Raw genomic sequence first — 1,393 nt, forward strand, 5'->3', positions numbered from 1 at the left:
TAGCCCAAACCAAGAGGCTTGCCTCTTGGGGTTGTAGGACACTCTATACGGAGTTACAAAGGAATGAAGTAGACGAAGAAGTCTGGAAAGGCTCGTCAAAGAAGGTAACAACCCTGTAGTTGAAACTTCATTCCCTCTTGAGTGGATCCTGAGTACGGCGGGACACGTGAAATCCCGTCGGAAGCTGGGAGGACCATCTCCCAAGGCTAAATACTCCCTAGTGACCGATAGTGAACCAGTACCGTGAGGGAAAGGTGAAAAGCACCCCGGAAGGGGAGTGAAATAGAACCTGAAACCGTGTGCCTACAAGTAGTCAGAGCCCGTTAACGGGTGATGGCGTGCCTTTTGTAGAATGAACCGGCGAGTTACGATCCCATGCAAGGTTAAGTCGATGAGACGGAGCCGTAGCGAAAGCGAGTCTGAATAGGGCGAATTGAGTATGTGGTCGTAGACCCGAAACCAGGTGATCTACCCATGTCCAGGATGAAGTTCAGGTAACACTGAATGGAGGTCCGAACCCACGCACGTTGAAAAGTGCGGGGATGAGGTGTGGGTAGCGGAGAAATTCCAATCGAACTTGGAGATAGCTGGTTCTCTCCGAAATAGCTTTAGGGCTAGCCTCATGTGTAAGAGTCTTGGAGGTAGAGCACTGTTTGGACTAGGGGCCCTCATCGGGTTACCGAATTCAGACAAACTCCGAATGCCAAAGACTTATCCATGGGAGTCAGACTGCGAGTGATAAGATCCGTAGTCGAAAGGGAAACAGCCCAGACCACCAGCTAAGGTCCCAAAGTATACGTTAAGTGGAAAAGGATGTGGAGTTGCTTAGACAACCAGGATGTTGGCTTAGAAGCAGCCACCATTTAAAGAGTGCGTAATAGCTCACTGGTCGAGTGACTCTGCGCCGAAAATGTACCGGGGCTAAACGTATCACCGAAGCTGTGGATTGACACCTCTAGGTGTCAGTGGTAGGAGAGCGTTCTAAGGACTGCGAAGCTAGACCGTAAGGACTGGTGGAGTGCTTAGAAGTGAGAATGCCGGTATGAGTAGCGAAAGATGGGTGAGAATCCCATCCACCGAATGCCTAAGGTTTCCTGAGGAAGGCTCGTCCGCTCAGGGTTAGTCGGGACCTAAGTCGAGGCCGATAGGCGTAGACGATGGACAACAGGTTGATATTCCTGTACCACCTCTTTTCCGTTTGAGCAATGGGGGGACGCAGGAGGATAGGGTAAGCGCACTGCTGGATATGTGCGTCTAAGCAGTTAGGCTGATGATGAGGCAAATCCCATCATCGCATAAGGCTGAGCTGTGATAGCGAGCGAATTATAGTAGCGAAGTTCCTGATTCCACACTGCCAAGAAAAGCCTCTAGCGAGGAAAAAGGTGCCCGTACC

The 1,393-nt window shown here is 50.8% G+C and carries 1 rRNA gene (cut by a window edge); it reads left to right on the forward strand.

Features of this window, described 5'->3' with window-relative positions:
• Window positions 1-1,393: ribosomal RNA gene (locus ACQKFO_RS23575) — 23S ribosomal RNA — on the forward strand; its annotated part runs 1,472 nt beyond the window's last position; the annotation flags it as partial.

Source organism: Rossellomorea sp. NPDC071047 (assembly GCF_050270195.1).
Classification (GTDB): Bacteria; Bacillota; Bacilli; order Bacillales; family Bacillaceae_B; genus Rossellomorea.